Source organism: Thioclava pacifica DSM 10166, from assembly GCF_000714535.1.
Taxonomy (GTDB): Bacteria; Pseudomonadota; Alphaproteobacteria; order Rhodobacterales; family Rhodobacteraceae; genus Thioclava; species Thioclava pacifica.
This window is the reverse complement of the sequence record NZ_AUND01000012.1, coordinates 510,263-523,956: the sequence shown is the minus strand read 5'-3', so window position 1 is coordinate 523,956 and position 13,694 is coordinate 510,263. Positions and strand designations below refer to the sequence as shown.

The window sequence follows — 13,694 nt, the reverse complement described above, 5'->3', positions numbered from 1 at the left end:
GCAGTGACCCGTGAACAGGCTTATCATGAACCGTCGAACCCTCCTCCTGGGCGGATGCGCCCTAGCTACCCTCGCCGCCTGCGGCGATTCAGGGAAATTCATCACCTATGACGGCCCCGTCGTTACGCAGATCCAGGTCTTCAAGGCCAACCGGATGATGTATCTGCTGCATGGCGATGAGGTTCTGAAGAAATACAAGATCGGGCTCGGCGGCGATCCGATCGGGCCGAAGCAGTTCGAAGGCGACGGCAAGACGCCCGAAGGCTTCTATTACATCAACCGCCGCAACCCGAATTCGGCCTATTACCTCTCGATCGGGATCAGCTATCCGAATCCGCAGCAGGTCGCCTTTGCGCAATCGCAGGGCAAGAAAGCGGGCGGCGACATCTTCATCCACGGGCGCGACGGCAAGAACAAGGGTCGTGGCAAGGACTGGACGGCAGGTTGCATCGCCGTGAAGGACAAGGAGATCCGGGAGATCTACGCGATGGTGCAAGACGGCACCCCGATCTTCATCTTCCCCTGACATGCGAAGGGCCCCAAGCGGGGCCCTTTTTCGTGGAAATCGGATGGGGCAGGCTCAGCTGCCGGTCACCATCGTCCACCAGATCTTGCCCGAAGGTTCCTGATACCAGCTGAAGCCCATCTGGGTCGCGCGCGGATCAAGGATCACGTCGCGCGTCACTTCGTTCGACATCCAGCTCGAGAGGGTTTCCATCTCGGTCTCGTAGGTCTCCGAGAGGTTCTCGCCCTCATAGGTGCCCGGATAGCCGGCGCGCGCCACGCGGTCACGCGGCGAGGAGCCGTCGGAACCCCAATGCCAGGGACGGTTCTGCGCCGCCATGTCCTTAGAATGGGCCAGCGCGGCGGTGGTCAGCGCGGCGTTCAACGTCAGCGGCGCGAGCCCGCGCACGGAGCGCAGAGAGTTGACGGATTCCAGAACGCGTTGCGGGATCACGGCAGCTTCGCGCGCGGTAATATTGTAGACTTTGGGAAGCGGGAGCCCATCGGCGCCAAGCGGTGCTTGCTGGTTCGTCGGCTGGCAGGCAGCCAGAGCAAGAACGGCGGAAAACACGAAAGCGGTGGCGCGCAACATCTTTTGTCAGCCCTTTGTTGACCTATCCGACTGCTTTACACGCTTGCTTCTGCAGGCGCAAACCCCTCTGTAGCGGCGCAAGCACACCGCGGGATCTTTGATTTGCAGGGGCCACTCGCTCACACTATATTTACGACGATTGTAAATCCGTGTTTTCGGAGCGCGACATGTCCATCAAACGCACCACCTTCGACCGCCGCACCTTTCTTGGCGGTGCAGCCTGCCTCGGCGCAGGGCTGGCTCTGCCTGCGCGCGCCCAGACCCCCGATGCCGGCATCGTGCAATATGAAACGGACGGTTACACAAACCAGCGCCGCAACATCTCGGGCTTCCTGAACCGCGAATGGCAGCCCTACTTCTCGAGCCTGCGCAATGGGGCGATCCTCGTCGATACCGGCTCGCGCGCGTTGCATTACTGGTCAGAGGATCAATCGATCTACCGGCTCTACCCGACCTCCGTTCCGGTCTCGGAAGAGCTGACCCGACGCGGGCGCACCGAGGTCATCCGCAAGGTCGAGGGGCCGAGCTGGGCGCCGACCCCGTCGATGAAGAAGCGCAATCCCGAATGGCCCGACTACGTGCCGCCGGGCCCCGACAACCCGCTGGGCACGCATGCGCTTTACCTGTCGTGGAAATATTATCGCATCCACGGCACCCACGACACGCGCAAGATCGGCCGCAAGAGCTCGAACGGCTGTATCGGCCTTTACAACGAACATATCCAGGAGCTGTTCGGTCTGGCTAAGGTCGGCACGCAGGTTCTGCTGATCTGACCCGCACGAAAGCTTGCAATGAAAAACCCCCGGGGCCACACGCTCCGGGGGTCATTTCTTTCTGGCTTTCAGAGTTCAGCGATTGCCGCCCTTGCCGCCGCCTTTCGAGCCGCCACCCGAGCCATCGCCCGAGCCATCGCCGGCGCCGCCATTCGACCCGCCAGCAAGCCCGTCGAGCTTGCCATGGGCCTCTCGCACCATGACGCCGAGCATCTCATCCTCGCCGGGCGTGTCGATCGACTGTGCGAGATTTTCCTCGTGATACTGCATTAGCAAATCATCTTCCTCGGTCGCCCAAGGGTTCGCATGACCCGCCCAGACCGCGCTGGAAGAGAGGGCCACCACGGTGGCCAGTACCAGTGTCTTCTTCATCTTCGTCCTTTCTGCTCAGTGCGCACCCCGGACGTTGCCGCGGCGCCGGGATACCTTGCGGCACCCCTTGCCCCCGCGCAGAAGATAGGCACGCCGCCCTCACGAGTCCGTGAGGCGGGATGTCGCATATTGCAAAAGTTTTCAGAAAAGCGAAGCATTTCGGCATGTTCTCGCCGATCCAAACGCGTGCAGAGCGCATCGAAACGTAAGTTCTGGGCCTGAATAGGGTCGAGTTTTATCGAGATCGAAGCGCGGCATGATGCGCTTTGCAATCGCCGCCCAGCTGTCTCAGCCCCCGGCGGATTGCCAGAAGAACCGCGTGAGGTGGAAAAAGACCGGCGCCGCGAAGACGACGGAGTCGAGACGGTCAAGCACGCCGCCCTGCCCCTCGATCAGGTGACCCCATTCGCGCACGCCACGCTCACGCTTGATCGCAGACATCACCAGCCTGCCGAAACTCCCCATCGCAGCGGTCACAAGGGCCATCGCCCAGGCCTGAATGGGCGTGAACGGCGTGATCCAGTAAAGCGCCGCCCCGATCAGACTCGCACTCAGCACGCCGCCCGCAAACCCCTCCCATGTCTTCGAGCGCGACACTTCCGGCGCGATCTTGCGGCGCCCCAGCAGCCTTCCCCAGACGAATTGCAGCAGATCGCCCGATTGAACGACGATCAGCAGGAACACGATCAGCATCAGCGAGCGATCCTCGTATCCGGGAATCCGCAGCACCAGAAGCGCGGGCACGTGGCTCATGCAGAAAACCGCGATCATCAGCGCCCATTGGGTCTGCGCGACGCGGGTGAGGTAATGATCGGTGCGCGCGCGGATCACCGAAAGGATCGGGAGGCCGAGAAAGGCATAGACCGGGATGAAGATCGCATAGAACCCATACCAGTCCCGCCAGACCGCGACATACTGGATCGGCAACACGACGAAGAAACTCGCAACAAGCGTGGAGTGATCGGCACGGCTGCGGCGGGTAAGCGTGAGAAACTCGCGCAGGGCGCTGAAGGAGGCGAACGCGAAGAGCAGCACCACCGCGCCCTTGCCGAGTACGAAGGTGACCCCGAGCAGCACGATCATCACCCACCAGCCGCGGATGCGGGCATTGAGCCTCTCGATCATTGCCGTGCTGCCGCCGCGCGAGAATTGCCAGCGCAACACCTGCCCGCCCAGTGTCGCGGCGAGCAGTGCGAGGAAAAGTCCACCGAAGATGCGGAGCAGGTCAGGATCCATCGCGCACCTCCTCGGGGGCAAGCGCAAGGAGCGCCGCTCGGGCACGCGCCATGAAAGCATCGCGGCCCTCGTCCGGATCGACCCTCAGCGCCGCGCCGAAAGCCAGGGTGCACAAGAGCGGCACCGGAATGATCGAGCCACGCGGCAGAACGCCGTTGAGGTTCTCGATCCAGACAGGGACAAACTCAAGCTCGGGGCGCGCTTGCCCGAGGTGATAGATGCCGGGGCGCATGTCCAGCAAAGGCGCCTCGCTCTCGTTGCGTCGACCTTCGGGGAAGATGATCAGCGACACCCCGGTTTCGAGCGCGGCGAGCATCTTCTCGACCGGGTTCTCGCTGCGATTCTCGCGCAGGCGCTCGATCGGGATGACGTTGAACACATCGAGCCCGATGAATTTCCTCAGTGGCGATTTCAGCCAGTAATCGGCGGCTGCAACAGGGCGCGTGCGCGCTCGCGTCGCGGCCCCGAGGACCGTCCAGATCAGGACCGTATCGGCATTCGAGCGGTGATTGGCGAAATAGACGGTTTGCCGGTCGGGATGGGGCGGGGCGGCATAATAGACACGCGGCGAGGTGATGAAGCGCGCGAAAAGCGCGATCGCTAATCCAGTGATCTGCGCCACGATCCGGCGTATGATCCCGCCCCTCTCGCCTGAATCCCTAGCTGCCGTCACGTCCCGAACCTGCGAAGCCTTTCAGGCGTCAGCAGACCCGAGACGTTACGTCATTTCAAGCGTCAAGCGATCCAGCCGGCGAGGTTTTCCCCGACAACTTCCATCAGCGCATCGATATGCAGGTCGTCATCGTTGAGGCAGGGAATGTAGGTGAATTTCTCGCCACCGGCCTCCTCGAAGGCCTCGCGGATCTCGCCATTGATCTCTTCGAGCGTCTCGATGCAATCGGCGCTAAAGGCGGGCGAGATGACGGCGATGTTCTTCTTGCCCTGCTTGGCGAGCTCGGCGACGTGCTCGACCGTGTAAGGCTTGAGCCAGACTTCGGTGCCGAAGACCGACTGGAAGGTGGTGTCGATCCCGTCCTTGTCCCAGCCGAGCCGTTCACGCAGCAGGCGCGAGGTCTTCTGGCACTGGCAATGGTAGGGGTCGCCTTCCATCAGGTAGCGGCGCGGCATCCCGTGATAAGAGGCCACGAGCACGTCGGGCTTCTCGTCGAGCGTGGAATAGACCCGCTCCACCGATTGCGCGAGCGCCTCGATATAGGACGGCTTGTCGAAATATTCCGGGGCCACACGCGCAGCCGGCTGACGCTTCTGCTTCATCAGCGCACGGAAGAACTGGTCATTCGCAGTGGCCGAGGTCGCGCCTGCATATTGCGGGTAAAGCGGCAGGAACAGGATCTTTTCGCAGCCCTGCTTGACCATCTTGTCCACGACCGACTGCGTGGAAGGGTTACCGTAGCGCATGCAGTAATCGACGATGACTTCTTGGCCATAGCGCGCCGAGACCGCATCGCGCAGCTTCGCGACCTGCTGCTTGGTGATCGTCATCAGCGGGCTCTCGTCGGCCTCGTTGTTCCAGATCATCTTGTAATTGGCGCCCGAGGTGAACGGGCGCTTCGACAGGATGATGAGTTGCAGCAGCGGCTGCCATTTCCACGCCGGGTAGTCGATCACGCGCTTGTCCGAGAGGAACTCGTTGAGATAGCGGCGCATCGACCAGTAATCGGTGGCGTCGGGCGTGCCGAGATTGGCGACGAGCAGGCCGATCTTCGCCTCCGGAACGGGGGGATGATCGGCGGGGGCATGGGCGAGGCGCGGATTTGCGTCTTTCGTCATCTTGTCACTGTCCTGTCGTCTTTTTCAGCGGAACCTAAACCCGACTTAACGGGTTTCCCGATCAGTGCCAATGCGGCCTATTCAACCGGGACAGGATCACTTACGTTCTACACATGGCAATGGATGACTTGACCGGCAAGAAACCGGCCCCGCCCGCGCTCGATCCCGACGGGGACGCGCTGTTTCTCGATTTCGACGGATGTCTTGTGGAAATCGCACCACGGCCGGATGCGGTGGTGATCCCCGAAAATCTGCCGCAAGTGCTCGCCCATCTTTCCGAGCAGCTCAACGGTGCGCTTGCTGTCGTCTCCGGCCGCTCGCTGCACGAGTTGGAGCGGTTCCTCCAAGGCTATGACGGGTTGATGGTCGGAAGCCATGGCGCCGAGGCGCGCGGCATGACGCCCCCGCTCGAGGAAAGCCCGGCCGATCTGGCGGAGCTCCAGGCCGAACTGGCCGGTTTTGCGCAGGAACAGGGTCTTTTATACGAGGAAAAGAGCCATGGCGGCGCGCTCCATTTCCGCTCCGATCCGTCCCGGCAGGACGAGGTGGAGCGCTTTGCCGAGACCCTCGCCGAACGCTTCCCGGCCTTCGCGATCCAACCCGCGAAGATGGCAGTGGAACTGCGCCCTGACGGATTTTCAAAGGATGGCGCGCTCGCGCTTTTGACACAGCTTCCGCAGTTTGCCGGTCGTGCTCCCGTCTATGCCGGAGATGACACCACTGACGAACCCGCGCTCGCCTGGGCCGAGGCACACGATGGCTACGGCATCAAGATCGGTGACGGGGAAAGCGCCGCGCGTTATCACTTGGCAGAGCCGCGCAACCTGCGCGATTGGCTCGCCGCTGCCGTGGAGGTGTAAGCATGGGCCGTCTGATTTGTCTGTCGAACCGGATCCCGACCGGGGCGAACCCCTCGGGCGGGCTCGTGGTCGCACTCGGCGATGTGCTGAGCGAAACCGGCGGGATCTGGATCGGCACTTCCGGCGAGATCGCAGAGAAGCCCGACACCTGCCTGCGCGAGATCGAAGGTGGGCCGTTCAAGCGTTTCTGCTTCGACCTGACCGAGGAAGAGCAGGAGAACTATTACGCGGGCTATTCGAACTCGGTCCTCTGGCCGCTCTTTCATGGCCGCACCGACCTGATGGAGATCCATCAAGACTATCTGAACACCTACAAGCAGGTGAATCGGCGGATCGCGAAGCTGATCGCGCCGATGATCCAGCCCGACGACCGGATCTGGGTGCATGATTTCCACCTGCTGCCCCTCGCCTACGAGCTGCGCGTTCTCGGCATTCAGAACCCGATCGGCTTCTTCCTGCACACGCCCTTCCCCGGCCCGATCTCGATGCAGGCTCTGCCCAACGGGCGCGAGGTCTGCCAGTGGCTATCGAACTACGACCTCGTCGGCTTGCAGGCCGAGCGTGACGTGCGCGCCTGCCTCGCCTCCATGGTCGAGATCGGTGAAGGGAGCGATCTGGGCAACGGATTCATCCATCTTGCGCCGAGACAGTGTCGAATTGCGGCCTTTCCGATCGGCATCGACACCGCCGAATTCACCGAGCTGGCCGCGCGCGAAATCGAGAAACTGCCCTCGGGCATTCTCAAGCCCGACCGCAGCCTGATGATCGGCGTCGACCGGCTCGATTATTCCAAGGGCGTGCCGCATCGGTTTCGCGCCTTTGGCGAGTTTCTGGACCGGCATGAGGAATGGCATCGTCATGTCTCGCTGCTGCAAATCTCGCCGCCGACCCGCGAAGGCGTGCAGGCCTATGACGACATTCGCGAGGAGACCGAGCATCTCTCGGGTCGTATCAACGGGCAATTCGCGGATATCCAATGGGCTCCGATCCGCTTCATCAACCGGCCCGTGCCGCGCGAGGTTCTGGCCGGTCTTTATCGCGCCTCTCAGGTCGCGCTGGTCACACCGCTGATGGACGGGATGAACCTCGTAGCGAAGGAATTCGTGGCAGCCCAGAACTCCGACGACCCCGGCGTGCTGATCCTGTCCCAATTCGCGGGCGCCGCCGAACAGATGACCGACGCTCTGCTGGTCAATCCGCATGACACCGAACAGATGGCGACCTCGATGCTGACCGCCCTGATGATGTCGCGCGGCGAACGGCGCGAGCGACATCGCGCGTTGCTCGACGGCCTGACCCGTCAGGATGTGCATTGGTGGTCGAACGCGTTCCTGACCGCTCTGGGCTGATCAGGGCTGACCGGGTTTCTGTCCTGCCGGCAATTCCATCGTGCCCAGCGCATCGGCGAGCCGCTGCGCAGCCGAGCCGGGGCGCAACGGTTTTGGCTGGGTCGGATGTGGTTTCCATCCGGTGAGCCAAACCATCTCGAAGGTCGCGCGCACCCGCTCATCGGGTTCCTGGTAAGTCTCGAAATAGAGCCGCAGCGCCTCGGCCAGAACGTCGCGCCGCAGGAAACGGCGGTTGCGTGAGGCCAGCGCATTGGTCTCGCCCATCGCCCGCAAATCCGACAGAAGCCGCAAAGGTGTCTCGTAGGTCACCTTGCGCGTCACCGCGTCGGCCACCGGCAGCGCAAACCCCGCCCGCTGGATCAGCGCGCCGAGATCGCGGATCTCGCCCATCGGCAACACGCGCGGGCTCAGCCCGCCGGTGATCGCGGCCTCCGCCTGCGCCAGCGCCGCTCGCAGCTCCGTCAGGGTCTGCCCACCGAACATCACACCAAGGAAAAGCCCATCTGGCTTGAGCGCACGCGCCGCCTGCACCATCTGCCCGACGGGATCATTCGCCCAGTGCAGACACATCGCGTGGACGACCAGATCATGCGCGCCCTCTTCCAGGTCGAGCACCTCATCGTCCGAGACCACTTTCGCATCGGGCAGGATTTCACGCCACGGATCGGGGAAAGCCGCGATCAGGGCAGGCGCTGTAAAGGTTCTGTTAACCTCTTGCAGCCTTTCATCGAGCTCGGCCGCCGCGTCCTCGTGCAAGAACAGCTCGGGCGCGCGAGTGGCGCGTTGGCGATGGCGGATCAGGGCCTCGCGGTCGGTAAGAAGGGGCGGCGTATCCATGTCGGGGGCAATCCTTAACTCTGTTCGGGGCCGGATGCTAGCGGCTGGGCGCGTCGGATTGCGCGCGCTCTTCCCGCCGCGCTGCATTGCCTGCGGCGAGGCGGTCGGCTCCGAGTTCGGCCTATGCGCTTCCTGCTGGTCCCAGACGGACTTCGCGCGCGGCACGGTCTGCGACGCCTGCGGCACGCCGCTTCCCGGCCAGGCAGAGGGCGAACGCATCCTCTGCGACGATTGCCTGATCCATCCCCGTCCTTGGACGCAGGGGCGCACGGTCATGCATTATTCAGGTACGGGACGCGATCTGGTGCTCGCTCTCAAACATGGAGACCGGCTCGATCTGGTCCCGCCGCTTGCCGATTGGTTGGCCAGCGCGGCCAGCCCACTCCTGAGCCCGGATATGCTGATCGCACCGATCCCGCTGCACCGGCTGCGGCTGCTCAAGCGACGCTTCAATCAGGCCGCCGAACTCTCCCGCGCGCTCGCAAGGCGTGGCGGACTGGACCATTGCGCCGATCTCTTTCTGCGCGCCCGCCCCACTGCGAGCCAAAAAGGAAAGAGCCGCGAGGAAAGGCTTGCCAATCTCGACGGCGCGATCCGGATCAACCCACGTCATTCCGGGAGACTCGCAGGCCGCGCGCTCCTGATCGTCGACGATGTGATGACCTCGGGCGCCACGCTTTGCGCCGCGACAGACGCCGCACTGGAGGCTGGTGCAACCCGGGTCTGCATTGTGACACTGGCGCGCGTTGCGAAGCCGCCCTAAATCCCTATAGTCTCGCAGACCATAGGGAATTGAGAATGAAACGCGTCGAAATCTACGTCACCCGCACCTGCCCCTTCTGCATCATGGCCAAGCGCCTTCTGGACAAGAAGGGCATCGCCTATGAGGAAACCGATGTCGGCCGCGAGCCGCAGCTGCGCGCCGAGATGATGCAGCGCGCCAATGGCCGCCGCACCGTGCCGCAGATCTTCATCGGCGGCGAAGGTATCGGCGGCTGCGACGAGCTGCATGCGCTCGAACATGCGGGCAAGCTCGATCCGATGCTGGCAGGGTGAGGCAATGAAGGCGGCACTCATTCAGCTTTCGGTGACCGACGATCCGGCAAAGAACCTGCCGGTGACGCTCGAGTTCATCCGCGAGGCCGCCGCCGCGGGCGCGCAATTCATTGCCACGCCCGAATGCACGAACCTGATCTCGTCGGATCGCGCCTATCAACGCAGCGTCCTCGAGCACGAATGCCACGACCCGACCCTCGCCGCGATCCGTGCCGAAGCCGAAAAGCTCGGCGTCTATGTCCTGATCGGCTCGCTCTGCCTGAAGACCGAGGATGATGACGGACGCTTTGCCAATCGCTCCTTCCTGATCGGGCGCAAGGGGGATGTGAAGGCACGCTACGACAAGATCCACATGTTCGACGTGGACGTGTCCGAGACCGAGCGCTACCGCGAATCCGAGGGTTACCGCCCGGGGCGCGAAGCGGTCCTCGCCCCCACGAAATATGCCCAGATCGGCATGTCGGTCTGCTATGACCTGCGCTTCCCGCATCTCTATCGCGCGCTGGCGCAGGGCGGTGCGCAGATCCTCACGATCCCCGCCGCCTTCAACGACACGACCGGCGAAGCGCATTGGGAGGTGCTGGTGCGCGCCCGCGCGATCGAGAACACCTGCTTCGTGCTGGCGCCGGCGCAATGCGGCAGCCATGCCACCCATGGCGACAAGCCACGCCGGACCTGGGGTCATTCGATGGCCGTCGCGCCCTGGGGTGAAGTGCTGGCCGATGGCGGCACCGAGCCCGGAGTGACGCTTGTCGATCTCGACCTCTCCCAGGTCGGCGCAGTGCGCACCCGCCTGCGCTCGCTCTTTCATGACCGGAGCTTCGACGGACCGTGAGCAGCCCCGAGACCGATCCGCTCGCGGCGACGCTCTTCGCCGAGGTCTTCATGGCCGATCAGCTCGCGCGCAACGTTGTCAGCCGCGCCCTGCCCAAGGGGATGGAAATCTCGCATTTCTCGGTGCTGAACCTGCTGGCACATATCAACGAGGAGCGCACGCCCGCCCAGTTGGCCGAGGCACTCCACGTCACGCGCGGCGCGATGACGAACACGCTGGCCAAGCTCGAATGGGCCGGCCATGTGCATATCCGCCCCGACTGGGACGATGCGCGACGCAAATGGGTGTCGCTCTCGCCCTCGGGACGGCGCGCCCGCGATGCCGCACTCGCCTCTCTGATGCCGATCATCGGTGGCATCGTGCGCGATCTGGGGCCTGACAAGGTCCGCGCGACCTTGCCCGTCCTGCGCGAGCTGCGCGCCCGTCTCGAAGAAAGCTGAGACCGAAAACGGGCGCTGCCCCTCTGACTTGCGGCCATGCCCCCAAGATAAATGACGTAGTCGCAGCGCAAACTGCCTGCTTTCCAATTGCATCAAATATCCCGGGGGAGTCTCCGCAGGAGACGGGGGCAGAGCCCCCTCTTTCCCTGTCAATTGTCGCCGTCCGGCGACGGGGGCAGAGCCCCCTCTTTTCCTGTTAATTGTCGCCGTCCGGCGACGGGGGCAGAGCCCACCGCCTCCCTTCGGTGCTTGTTGCGATCCAGCGCCGGAGGCCGCATCCTCGCCCCGGTCGCGGTAAACGAAAAGACCCCGCCGTTAGGCACGGCGGGGCAAGGCTGTGTCCCAGGACGGCCCTCGGACACCGGCGGTAACTTTTGAATATCGCGGAGGGCTGGCCTCAGTTCATCTCGGCGCGGATCTGCTGGCGCAGCAGGTCGATTGGGACCTGTTTGCCATCGCGCTTGAAGGTCCAGTAGGTCCAGCCGTTGCAGGACGGTGCGCCTTCGAGATGAGCGCCAACCTGATGGATCGAGCCTTTAACATCGTCGCCGATCAACGTGCCATCGGCGCGCACCTTGGCCTTGTGACGGCCGTTCATCGAGAAGAGCTCTTCGCCCGGGCGCAGCATGCCGCGCTCGACCAGCTGGCCGAAGGGCACGCGCGGTTCGGCACGTTTGGAGGTCGAAACCTCGAGGGCTTCCTTGTCGAATTTGCGGATCTTGGCGAGGCGCTTGAGCGCCACTTCGCGGTAGGCAGCCTCGCGCTCGATACCGATGAAGTCACGGCCGAGCATCTTCGCCACGGCGCCCGTGGTGCCGGTACCGAAGAACGGGTCGAGGATTACGTCGCCCGGGTTGGTGGTGCCGATCAGGATGCGATGCAGCAGCGCCTCGGGCTTTTGCGTCGGATGGGCCTTGTCACCGTTCGAATCCTTCAGGCGTTCGCCGCCATTGCAGATCGGGATCACCCAGTCGGAACGCATCTGTACGCCCTCATTGAGCGATTTCAGCGCCTCGTAATTGAAGGTGTATTTCGCGCCTTCCGACTTCGACGCCCAGATCAGCGTTTCATGCGCGTTGGTCAGGCGCTTGCCGCGGAAATTCGGCATCGGGTTCGATTTGCGCCACACCACGTCGTTGAGGATCCAGAAGCCCTGGTTCTGAAGCTCGGCCCCCATGCGGAAGACGTTGTGATAGGAGCCGATCACCCAGATCGCCCCGTTGGGCTTGAGAATACGGCGCGCGGCGGCGAGCCAGTCGCGGGTGAAGCTGTCATAATGCGAGAAGGAGCCGAACTGGTCCCAAGCGTCATCGACCGCATCGACCTTGGAGTTGTCAGGGCGATGCAGGTCGCCGCGCAGCTGAAGATTGTAGGGCGGATCGGCAAAGATCAGGTCAATGCTGTTCTCGGGCAGCGAATTCATCATCTCGATGCAATCGCCTGCAAGAATTTGGTTCAGGGGCAGCGCCTGCTGCGCCGCCGGGGACTTCGTCTTTGCCATCTTTTTTGCCTCTTAACTGCCCGCCTCGGGGGATGCCGGCTTGTGCCGATCTATGGCTTCAAAGATGAGTCAAAGGTGATTCGCCGTCAATTTCTTTTTTGAATCAAGGGGTTACACTTTTTGCTTGGCACAAGATATTGTGGACAGGCTTGAAGCTTCGTCTATGAACGGGGGTAACCCCTAAATCTAGAAGGGCCTGCAAATGGTCCTTCGTGGGGTAGCCCGCATTCCGTTCCCAGCCGTAGCCGGGATACTGTTGCGCCAAATCCACCATGAGCAAATCTCGCGCCTCTTTCGCCAGGATCGAGGCTGCCGCGATCGACAGAGAACGCGCATCGCCCTTCACGATCGGCTCGGCTGAAAGGCCCAGATCACGCGGCACTCGGTTGCCATCGACCAGCACGTGATCGGGCTTCTGCGCAAGCCCCGCGACCGCCCGGCACATCGCAAGATGCGCCGCGTGGTAGATGTTGATCTCGTCGATCTCCTCGACGCTGGCATGCGCGACGCACCAATCCGCGCTTTCCATGATCTGCCCGGCCAGATCGGCGCGGCGCTTCGCGGAGAGCTTCTTTGAGTCGTTCAGGCCGTCGGGGATGCGCGCGGGATCGAGCACGACGGCCGCGGCGGTGACCGGACCGCAGAGCGGGCCGCGACCGACCTCGTCAACGCCCGCGATACGGGTCAGACCACGGGCAAGGGCGGCTTCTTCGAAAGAAAAATCGGGGATCTGTACCATCGTTCGGGGATGCACCGGATCGGCGCAGCGATCAAGCGCCGCATTCTTGAGATCACCCCAAGGCACAATGTGAAAAGGGCGGAGACCCGTGGTCTCCGCCCGCTGCTCGACGTTCTTGATGACGTCTGCCTTATGTTCAGCGCCGCGACAGCCGGATACCCTGATCCTCGAGACAGTTGCGCCCATAGACGGTCTCGGTGTCGTGGCGTCCGGTCTTGATGGTGAAAGCGCAATTGCGCGGAAGGCGGGAGCGCGTGTGGCGGTCGAGGCAATCGGCCGAGACGACCTCACCCCAGCCATTGCGCGTCTTCACCTTCTGCACGCAGGAGGCGGGCAGATGGATGCGGTCGCGGCCATAGCGGTCACGCTCGCGTTCCCGTTCGCGGGCACGGCGCGCCTCCGCCTCGCGGCGTTCACGCTCGATACGCTCGCGCTCGAGCCGAGCCTGACGCTGCTTCCAGGTCTCGCGCGGCATGTAGGCCGGCGCGGGTTGCGTGCGCCGTTTCTTCTGGTCATCGTTCATCGAGTCGATGATCAGTGCCGCAGCGCCGATCCCGAGCAAAATGGCGAGCGTGTCACGGTCCTTGTCGCCAAGCGCGGCGGCAGGCGTGGTGCTTGCAGCCATCGTGCCCAGCGCGACGGTGGTGGCGGTGAAAAGCGCAGTCGCTTTTGACTTGAAGCTCATCTTTCGGTCCTCCGGTCGGGCAGCCCCCCAGGGCCGCGATAAGTCGATGGGAGGACCGTGCGGCGAGGCGGTGGAGTCAGGCAATAACGGGCGGTTGATATCCGATAACAGAACCCGCAACCCC

Annotated in this window: 17 protein-coding genes; 8 read left to right on the top strand and 9 right to left on the bottom strand. The window is 63.3% G+C overall.

All coding sequences use genetic code 11. The features are described from left to right. Positions 1-25: 25 nt before the first annotated feature. The gene (locus tag TP2_RS08395; protein ID WP_038075838.1) at positions 26-526 is read left to right on the top strand and encodes a L,D-transpeptidase family protein; all 501 of its coding nucleotides are present in this window, start codon (positions 26-28) and stop codon (positions 524-526) included. 54 nt (positions 527-580) lie between these two features. On the opposite strand, the gene dalA is transcribed toward TP2_RS08395, so the two are convergent. After that, on the bottom strand, positions 581-1,096 hold the full coding sequence (gene dalA, locus TP2_RS08390) for a divisome-associated lipoprotein DalA (protein WP_038075836.1): 516 nt from the start codon (positions 1,094-1,096) through the stop codon (positions 581-583). Positions 1,097-1,263: 167 nt separating this feature from the next. Between dalA and TP2_RS08385 the strand changes: the two genes are divergently transcribed. Next, the gene (locus TP2_RS08385; protein ID WP_084714060.1) at positions 1,264-1,869 is read left to right on the top strand and encodes a L,D-transpeptidase; all 606 of its coding nucleotides are present in this window, start codon (positions 1,264-1,266) and stop codon (positions 1,867-1,869) included. 75 nt (positions 1,870-1,944) lie between these two features. Here TP2_RS08385 and TP2_RS17950 read toward each other — a convergent pair whose 3' ends face one another. The 4 genes from TP2_RS17950 to hemH all read right to left on the bottom strand — a co-directional run bounded on the left by TP2_RS17950 (position 1,945) and on the right by hemH (position 5,268). Next, positions 1,945-2,241: a hypothetical protein gene (locus TP2_RS17950; RefSeq protein ID WP_051692335.1), complete on the bottom strand. Its 297-nt coding sequence runs from the start codon at positions 2,239-2,241 to the stop codon at positions 1,945-1,947. Positions 2,242-2,529: 288 nt separating this feature from the next. After that, positions 2,530-3,477, bottom strand: a complete 948-nt coding sequence (locus TP2_RS08380; RefSeq protein ID WP_038075834.1) for a phosphatidate cytidylyltransferase — start codon at positions 3,475-3,477, stop codon at positions 2,530-2,532. After that, positions 3,467-4,099: a lysophospholipid acyltransferase family protein gene (locus TP2_RS08375; RefSeq protein WP_240473729.1), complete on the bottom strand. Its 633-nt coding sequence runs from the start codon at positions 4,097-4,099 to the stop codon at positions 3,467-3,469. The genes TP2_RS08380 and TP2_RS08375 overlap by 11 nt, the downstream gene beginning before the upstream one ends. Positions 4,100-4,212: 113 nt before the next feature. Continuing rightward, on the bottom strand, positions 4,213-5,268 hold the full coding sequence (hemH, locus tag TP2_RS08370; protein ID WP_038075832.1) for a ferrochelatase: 1,056 nt from the start codon (positions 5,266-5,268) through the stop codon (positions 4,213-4,215). A gap of 119 nt (positions 5,269-5,387) precedes the next feature. Between hemH and otsB the strand changes: the two genes are divergently transcribed. Beyond that, positions 5,388-6,128: a trehalose-phosphatase gene (gene otsB / locus TP2_RS08365; RefSeq protein WP_038075829.1), complete on the top strand. Its 741-nt coding sequence runs from the start codon at positions 5,388-5,390 to the stop codon at positions 6,126-6,128. A gap of 2 nt (positions 6,129-6,130) precedes the next feature. Beyond that, a complete protein-coding gene (locus TP2_RS08360; protein ID WP_038075824.1) occupies positions 6,131-7,477 on the top strand; it encodes an alpha,alpha-trehalose-phosphate synthase (UDP-forming) in 1,347 nt (448 codons plus the stop codon). Here the strand turns inward: TP2_RS08360 and TP2_RS08355 are convergent, their stop codons facing one another. Further along, complete coding sequence (locus tag TP2_RS08355) at positions 7,478-8,314, bottom strand: methyltransferase domain-containing protein (protein ID WP_038075817.1); 837 nt, start codon at positions 8,312-8,314, stop codon at positions 7,478-7,480. It abuts the gene before it with no gap. A gap of 34 nt (positions 8,315-8,348) precedes the next feature. On the opposite strand from TP2_RS08355, the gene TP2_RS08350 reads away from it, so the two are divergent. The 4 genes from TP2_RS08350 to TP2_RS08335 are packed head-to-tail and all read left to right on the top strand — an operon-like array spanning position 8,349 to position 10,645. Beyond that, positions 8,349-9,077, top strand: coding sequence for a ComF family protein (locus TP2_RS08350; protein ID WP_038075814.1), 729 nt, complete (start codon positions 8,349-8,351; stop codon positions 9,075-9,077). 35 nt (positions 9,078-9,112) lie between these two features. Then, entirely contained in the window at positions 9,113-9,370 is a 258-nt protein-coding gene (gene grxC, locus TP2_RS08345) for a glutaredoxin 3 (RefSeq protein ID WP_038075810.1), read from the top strand. Between the two features lie 4 nt (positions 9,371-9,374). Beyond that, a complete protein-coding gene (locus tag TP2_RS08340; RefSeq protein WP_038075808.1) occupies positions 9,375-10,205 on the top strand; it encodes a carbon-nitrogen hydrolase family protein in 831 nt (276 codons plus the stop codon). A 50-nt stretch (positions 10,206-10,255) separates the two neighbouring features. Then, positions 10,256-10,645 carry a MarR family winged helix-turn-helix transcriptional regulator gene (locus TP2_RS08335; protein WP_051692383.1) on the top strand — a complete coding sequence of 130 codons (390 nt, stop codon included), beginning with the start codon at positions 10,256-10,258 and terminating at the stop codon, positions 10,643-10,645. Positions 10,646-11,042: 397 nt separating this feature from the next. On the opposite strand, the gene TP2_RS08330 is transcribed toward TP2_RS08335, so the two are convergent. The 3 genes from TP2_RS08330 to TP2_RS08320 form a co-directional block, all read right to left on the bottom strand. Next, positions 11,043-12,146 (bottom strand): site-specific DNA-methyltransferase, encoded by a 1,104-nt coding sequence (locus tag TP2_RS08330; protein WP_038075804.1) that lies wholly within the window; start codon positions 12,144-12,146, stop codon positions 11,043-11,045. A gap of 103 nt (positions 12,147-12,249) precedes the next feature. Then, on the bottom strand, positions 12,250-12,885 hold the full coding sequence (locus TP2_RS08325) for a ribonuclease HII (RefSeq protein ID WP_038076224.1): 636 nt from the start codon (positions 12,883-12,885) through the stop codon (positions 12,250-12,252). A gap of 136 nt (positions 12,886-13,021) precedes the next feature. After that, positions 13,022-13,570 (bottom strand): hypothetical protein, encoded by a 549-nt coding sequence (locus TP2_RS08320; RefSeq protein WP_038075802.1) that lies wholly within the window; start codon positions 13,568-13,570, stop codon positions 13,022-13,024. Between the last annotated feature and the right edge of the window lie 124 nt (positions 13,571-13,694).

Excerpts from the sequence above, each read along its gene's own strand:
- TP2_RS08350 (WP_038075814.1), top strand. The coding sequence starts at position 8,349 with ATGCTAGCGGCTGGGCGCGTCGGATTGCGCGCGCTCTTCCCGCCGCGC.
- TP2_RS08335 (WP_051692383.1), top strand. The coding sequence starts at position 10,256 with ATGGCCGATCAGCTCGCGCGCAACGTTGTCAGCCGCGCCCTGCCCAAG.
- TP2_RS08380 (WP_038075834.1), bottom strand. The coding sequence starts at position 3,477 with ATGGATCCTGACCTGCTCCGCATCTTCGGTGGACTTTTCCTCGCACTG.
- TP2_RS08360 (WP_038075824.1), top strand. The coding sequence starts at position 6,131 with ATGGGCCGTCTGATTTGTCTGTCGAACCGGATCCCGACCGGGGCGAAC.
- TP2_RS08340 (WP_038075808.1), top strand. The coding sequence starts at position 9,375 with ATGAAGGCGGCACTCATTCAGCTTTCGGTGACCGACGATCCGGCAAAG.
- TP2_RS08395 (WP_038075838.1), top strand. The coding sequence starts at position 26 with ATGAACCGTCGAACCCTCCTCCTGGGCGGATGCGCCCTAGCTACCCTC.
- TP2_RS08355 (WP_038075817.1), bottom strand. The coding sequence starts at position 8,314 with ATGGATACGCCGCCCCTTCTTACCGACCGCGAGGCCCTGATCCGCCAT.
- TP2_RS08385 (WP_084714060.1), top strand. The coding sequence starts at position 1,264 with ATGTCCATCAAACGCACCACCTTCGACCGCCGCACCTTTCTTGGCGGT.
- otsB (WP_038075829.1), top strand. The coding sequence starts at position 5,388 with ATGGATGACTTGACCGGCAAGAAACCGGCCCCGCCCGCGCTCGATCCC.
- TP2_RS17950 (WP_051692335.1), bottom strand. The coding sequence starts at position 2,241 with ATGAAGAAGACACTGGTACTGGCCACCGTGGTGGCCCTCTCTTCCAGC.
- TP2_RS08325 (WP_038076224.1), bottom strand. The coding sequence starts at position 12,885 with ATGGTACAGATCCCCGATTTTTCTTTCGAAGAAGCCGCCCTTGCCCGT.
- hemH (WP_038075832.1), bottom strand. The coding sequence starts at position 5,268 with ATGACGAAAGACGCAAATCCGCGCCTCGCCCATGCCCCCGCCGATCAT.
- TP2_RS08320 (WP_038075802.1), bottom strand. The coding sequence starts at position 13,570 with ATGAGCTTCAAGTCAAAAGCGACTGCGCTTTTCACCGCCACCACCGTC.
- dalA (WP_038075836.1), bottom strand. The coding sequence starts at position 1,096 with ATGTTGCGCGCCACCGCTTTCGTGTTTTCCGCCGTTCTTGCTCTGGCT.
- grxC (WP_038075810.1), top strand. The coding sequence starts at position 9,113 with ATGAAACGCGTCGAAATCTACGTCACCCGCACCTGCCCCTTCTGCATC.
- TP2_RS08330 (WP_038075804.1), bottom strand. The coding sequence starts at position 12,146 with ATGGCAAAGACGAAGTCCCCGGCGGCGCAGCAGGCGCTGCCCCTGAAC.